General features: G+C 33.8%; 4 protein-coding genes. 1 reads left to right on the top strand and 3 read right to left on the bottom strand.

Annotated elements, in window-relative coordinates; all coding sequences use genetic code 11:
* Positions 1 to 98: 98 nt before the first annotated feature.
* Both ACHZDT_RS09780 and gcvT read right to left on the bottom strand, forming a co-directional pair.
* Positions 99 to 2,129 (bottom strand): S41 family peptidase, encoded by a 2,031-nt coding sequence (locus tag ACHZDT_RS09780; protein WP_394774445.1) that lies wholly within the window; start codon positions 2,127 to 2,129, stop codon positions 99 to 101.
* 271 nt (positions 2,130 to 2,400) lie between these two features.
* Positions 2,401 to 3,483, bottom strand: a complete 1,083-nt coding sequence (gene gcvT / locus ACHZDT_RS09775; RefSeq protein WP_394774444.1) for a glycine cleavage system aminomethyltransferase GcvT — start codon at positions 3,481 to 3,483, stop codon at positions 2,401 to 2,403.
* Positions 3,484 to 3,857: 374 nt separating this feature from the next.
* Here gcvT and ACHZDT_RS09770 point away from each other — a divergent pair, with 374 nt between their 5' ends.
* The gene (locus ACHZDT_RS09770) at positions 3,858 to 4,718 is read left to right on the top strand and encodes an NAD(P)H-hydrate dehydratase (protein ID WP_394774443.1); all 861 of its coding nucleotides are present in this window, start codon (positions 3,858 to 3,860) and stop codon (positions 4,716 to 4,718) included.
* A 40-nt stretch (positions 4,719 to 4,758) separates the two neighbouring features.
* On the opposite strand, the gene ACHZDT_RS09765 is transcribed toward ACHZDT_RS09770, so the two are convergent.
* On the bottom strand, positions 4,759 to 5,019 hold a 261-nt coding region (locus ACHZDT_RS09765; RefSeq protein ID WP_394774442.1), incomplete at its 5' end, for a hypothetical protein.

Below are 5,019 nucleotides of genomic sequence, written 5' to 3'. Positions count from 1 at the left end.
ACCTGAAACCTGAAACCTGAAACCTGAAACCTGAAACCTGAAACCTGAAACCTGAAACCTGAAACCTGAAACCTGAAACCTGAAACCTGAAACCAGATTTACTTCACCGTATTAAACTCATTTATAACATTTACCGCTTCATTCAAATACGGATTTGTTTTAAGATTATCGATCTGGTATTGATTTATCGTTTTGTCATTCGGGTAAACGCCAAGCAAAAACTGATTCACGGTAGAATTATAAACATCAAGCGGATTATTCTCATCATTAAAAGTATTAATTTCCGTCCAAAGAGAATTTACAGTCTTTTTTTGATTAAAAACCGCATCTAAAGTCATCGGAATCTCTGCTTTTGGAGTATTGATTAATTTATCAATTTTAAGATTGATTTTTTTAATATTATTAAAAAAGTAATTATCAGCCAATCTTGCAGCACTATTTTGAGCCAGTTTATCGATTAAAACCCTTTTTACATAAGGTTTGAATTTCAATAAAGGTTCAATACTATCATTTTTAATAGCAGTTGGGAAATCGCTTTCCTTTTGATAAACACCCTCATAAAATTCAGGAAGAATCACATCTGGTTTAACCCCAATATATTGATGGCTTTTACCAGTAACCCTGTAAAATTTATTAATTGTAATTTTCAAAAAGTCTGTATTTTTAGTTTCGTCAAGCGAAATAATGGTTTGCATTGTAGCTTTTCCTAAAGTATTGCTTCCTAATAATAATGCACGATTGTAATCTTGCATAATCGTAGAGAAAAATTCACTTGCCGAAGCCGTATTACTATTCACCAAAATCACAATTGGACCTTTATAAATCAAACCTTTAAACGGATCATTGATAATTGATTTTCCCTGTTTATTATCTACCACAATAGAAAGTGGACCATAATCAATAAACATTCCGGCAAGTTTTATGGCTTCTTCCATCGATCCGCCGCCATTGTCAATTAAATCAATAACGAGACCTTTAATATTATCCCTTTCCAGTTTTATAACTTCGCGAGCCACATCATCGGCACAGCCTTTTCGGCTGTTTCCGTCTAAATCAGCGTAAAAACTCGGAATTTTAATATATCCAATTTTACTGTCTTTTCCAATAATGAAACTAAAAACCGAATTATCTTCATCCTTCATTACTTGCTTTTCGATATAAACATCAAAGTTTTTACTCGAATTTCGCTTCAGCGTAAGCGTAATACTTTTATTGGATTCAGATAAAATCATAGTCGAAATAGATTCTAACGAAGAGCAGGAAACCTGCAAAGTTTCCTTTTGATTCGATATTGAAACAATCTGATCGCCTTTTTTAATTTGTCCCGTTTGATACGCTGGACCATTTGGATCAAGTTCTGCTATAATAATCTCATTTTTTTCGTTCAGGTTCACAGTCATTCCCAGCGACAAATGCTCTTTTGACAATGAAGCCACAAAACTCGTCTTCGAATCATCACTAAAATAAGCCGTATGTGGATCAAAATAAGTACAAAAGTAATTGTAGAGCTTTTCTTCCTGTTTAAGATTAGTTGCTAAAAGCGTATTGATTCGGCAAATTTCATTCGTTAAAATCAGGTTTTTCGAAGCTGATTCAATCGACTTAAAATTCGTTTTAATCGAATCTAAATTATCGCTTGTTTCAGCAATTTCATCTAAAATTTGGTAACGGATTTTTTTACTCCAAACCTTCTCTAAATCTTCTTTTTTAAGATAAAACGGAAAAGATTTTTTATAAAACCTAATTGTATCTTTCTTAGTATAATCGATAGGTTCCTTTTGGATTTTTTCAAGAACCGCTTTCGTTCTCAAAAGACCATTTTTATATGCAGATGTAATATCGGCTAAAAAATCACATTGATCACTCAAAATTAGATCATCTAAATTTGTACGGTATTTGGCAGACAAATCATCATATTCACTCTTATAAAATATATTTCTGGAAGGATCTAATTCGTTAATCAGATTATCAAAAACAAAAACCGACAAACTATCGTCTACCGGCTTCGGTCTTATATGTTCCTCCTGGATAAGTGCATTTATTTTGTTTAGTATTTCACAGGTGTTCGCGCTATTTTGACTAAATAGAACATTTGTGGTTAATACAAATACTAATAATATTTTTTTCATAAATCGAAAATCTTCGTTTAGATTAAAATTACGCTTATTTTTTGATTGCGGGTTATATTTTTTATAAAAATTCTTACAGCTAAACAATTAATTTAACATATAGAAAAGCAATTTTAAAATCAAAAAAAGCTTTTTCATTTTTTTAAAGTTTATAAAAAATGCCACAGATTATAATGATTTCAAAGATTAATCACTAAAATCATTATAATCTGTGGCAAAAAAAAATGCATTACTAAAAGCAATGCATTTTCTAAATCTATATTTATAAAAATTATTTCTTGTAAAACGGTAATTTAACCACTTTAGCAGGAACATCATTTTTTCTGATTCTAATAAAAATAGCACTGTCAACAGCAGTATTATCTAAAGTAACATATCCTAAACCAATACCTTTATTCATAGAAGGCGACATAGTTCCAGAAGTTACCACACCAATTATAGCGCCTGTAGCATCAACAATTTCATAATCATGTCTTGGCACAGCGCGTTCCTGCATTTCAAAAGCAACTAATTTTTTAGAAACACCTTCTTCTTTTTGTTTTTTCAAACTATCAGAATTTGTAAATTCTTTTGTGAATTTAGTAATCCAGCCCAAACCAGCTTCAAGTGGAGAAGTAGTATCATTAATATCATTTCCGTACAAACAGAAACCCATTTCCAGACGTAAAGTATCACGGGCAGCAAGACCAATTGGCTTAATTCCGAAAGCTGCACCGGCTTCAAAAACTTTATTCCAAATATGTTCAGCTTCACTGTTTTTACAATAAATTTCAAATCCTCCAGAACCAGTATATCCTGTAGCAGAAATAATTACGTTTTCGATTCCTGCAAAATCAGCCACTTCAAAATGATAATAAGCAATCGCCGACAAATCGATAGAAGATAAAGACTGCATCGCCTCAACCGCTTTTGGACCCTGAATTGCTAATAACGAATAATCATCAGAAAGGTTTTTCATTTCAACATCTAAATCATTGTGCAACGAAATCCAGTTCCAGTCTTTTTCAATATTCGAAGCATTTACAACCAGTAAATACTGCTCCTCTTTCATTTTATAAACAATCAAATCATCTACAATTCCGCCATCATTATTAGGCAAACACGAATATTGCGCTTTTCCAATCGTTAAAGTCGAAGCATCATTTGAAGTCACTTTTTGAATCAAAGCCAAAGCATTTGGACCCGTCAACAAAAATTCCCCCATATGCGAAACGTCAAAAACGCCCACACTGTTACGAACCGTTTCATGTTCAGCGTTAATTCCCTCATAAGTAATAGGCATATTATAACCTGCAAAAGGCAGCATTTTAGCTCCCAAACCTTCATGGATGTGCGTAAGCGCAGTATTTTTCATTGTGTTGTTTTAAAAATTGTGTCGCAAATTTATTCAAAAAATATCTAAAAATGATAGTATAAATTATAAATTTCGCAATGATTAGGAGCTATTTCCTGCTATCCGCTATATCTTTTTGTTTTTAAAGAAAAAACAAAAAGGATACCGCTTCTATCAGGGCTATGAATTTACGATAACAAGAAACTCCTTCTTCTTCAATTTTTCCGTAACTTTAATAACGAGTTTAAGATACAAGGTAAAAACATCATCTAATTAAAAATCGGTTTTTATCCGCGTTTTTACAAAGTAAATCTGTTTAATCAGCGTTATAAATAAACAATAACCTGAGTCCAAAAGTGATAAAAAAATTAAAATAATTAGACCAAATAATCCAAATGAAAGATCCGTTTTTAATCACAAAAGAAGAAATTCTAAAATTCTACAAACCCTTAAATCCTCATACACACAAAGGATTGCAAGGTCATGCCGTGATTATTGCCGGAAGTTATGGCAAAATAGGAGCAGCCGTTTTAGCATCAAAATCATGTCTAAAATCCGGTTGCGGACTCGTAACGACTTTTACACCAAAAATTGGCTATCAAATTCTTCAAATCTCAATTCCCGAAGTTATGGTCGTAACCGATGAAAATACCAACTTCATCACCAATATTCACCTTCCGTTACAACCACAAGCGATCGGAATTGGTCCCGGAATAGGAAAGGAACTAGGCACACAAAAAGCCTTATTTGAATTTTTGAGAATCAACAAAGCACCATTAGTTCTCGACGCCGACGCATTAAATATCTTATCCGAAAATCAATCCTGGTTAGAATTAGTTCCTGAAAACACGATTTTAACACCACATCCCAAAGAACTCGAACGCCTAATAGGCAAGTGGAATTCAGAATCGGAAAAGTTTCAAAAAACAATCGCTTTCTCCGAAAAATACAAAGTCATTATCGTTATGAAAGGCGCGCCAACCTACATCATCAATAAAACCGAAATTTACGAAAACACCACAGGAAACGCTGCTTTAGCCACCGCAGGAAGTGGCGACACCCTAACCGGAATCATAACAAGTTTTCTCGCACAAGGTTACGAACCCAAATACGCCGTAAAAATAGCCGTCTTCATCCACGGCTTAACCGCTGATATTGCTTTACCACAAACAGGTTATCAGTCTTTTATAGCATCAGATATTATTGAGAATCTTGGGAAAGCGTTTTTGCAATTAGAGAATGAGATAATGAGATAATTTGATAATGAGATAATTTATAATTAGAAAATGAAAATCCTTAATAGTATATAAGAAATCGATTTGTCAGGCTGAGCGAAGTCGAAGCCCACGCTCTTATTGGCGCGCCTTCGACTCCGCTCAGGATGACAAAAATGGCGGGCATATAAAAGTACATGAGAAATCCATTTGTCAGGCTGAGCGAAGTCGAAGCCCACGTTCTTATTGGCGCGCCTTCGCCTCCGCTCAGAATAACAAAAATGACGATCATATAAAAGTACATGACAAATCGATTTGTCAGGCTGAGCGAAGTCGAAGCCCA

The sequence above is a fragment of the Flavobacterium sp. genome, from assembly GCF_043722275.1.
Classification (GTDB): Bacteria; Bacteroidota; Bacteroidia; order Flavobacteriales; family Flavobacteriaceae; genus Flavobacterium.
The sequence above is the reverse complement of the archived record's forward strand: the minus strand, read 5'-3'. Positions and strand labels throughout refer to the sequence as shown.

Excerpts from the sequence above, each read along its gene's own strand:
- ACHZDT_RS09770 (WP_394774443.1), top strand. The coding sequence starts at position 3,858 with ATGAAAGATCCGTTTTTAATCACAAAAGAAGAAATTCTAAAATTCTAC.
- ACHZDT_RS09780 (WP_394774445.1), bottom strand. The coding sequence starts at position 2,129 with ATGAAAAAAATATTATTAGTATTTGTATTAACCACAAATGTTCTATTT.
- gcvT (WP_394774444.1), bottom strand. The coding sequence starts at position 3,483 with ATGAAAAATACTGCGCTTACGCACATCCATGAAGGTTTGGGAGCTAAA.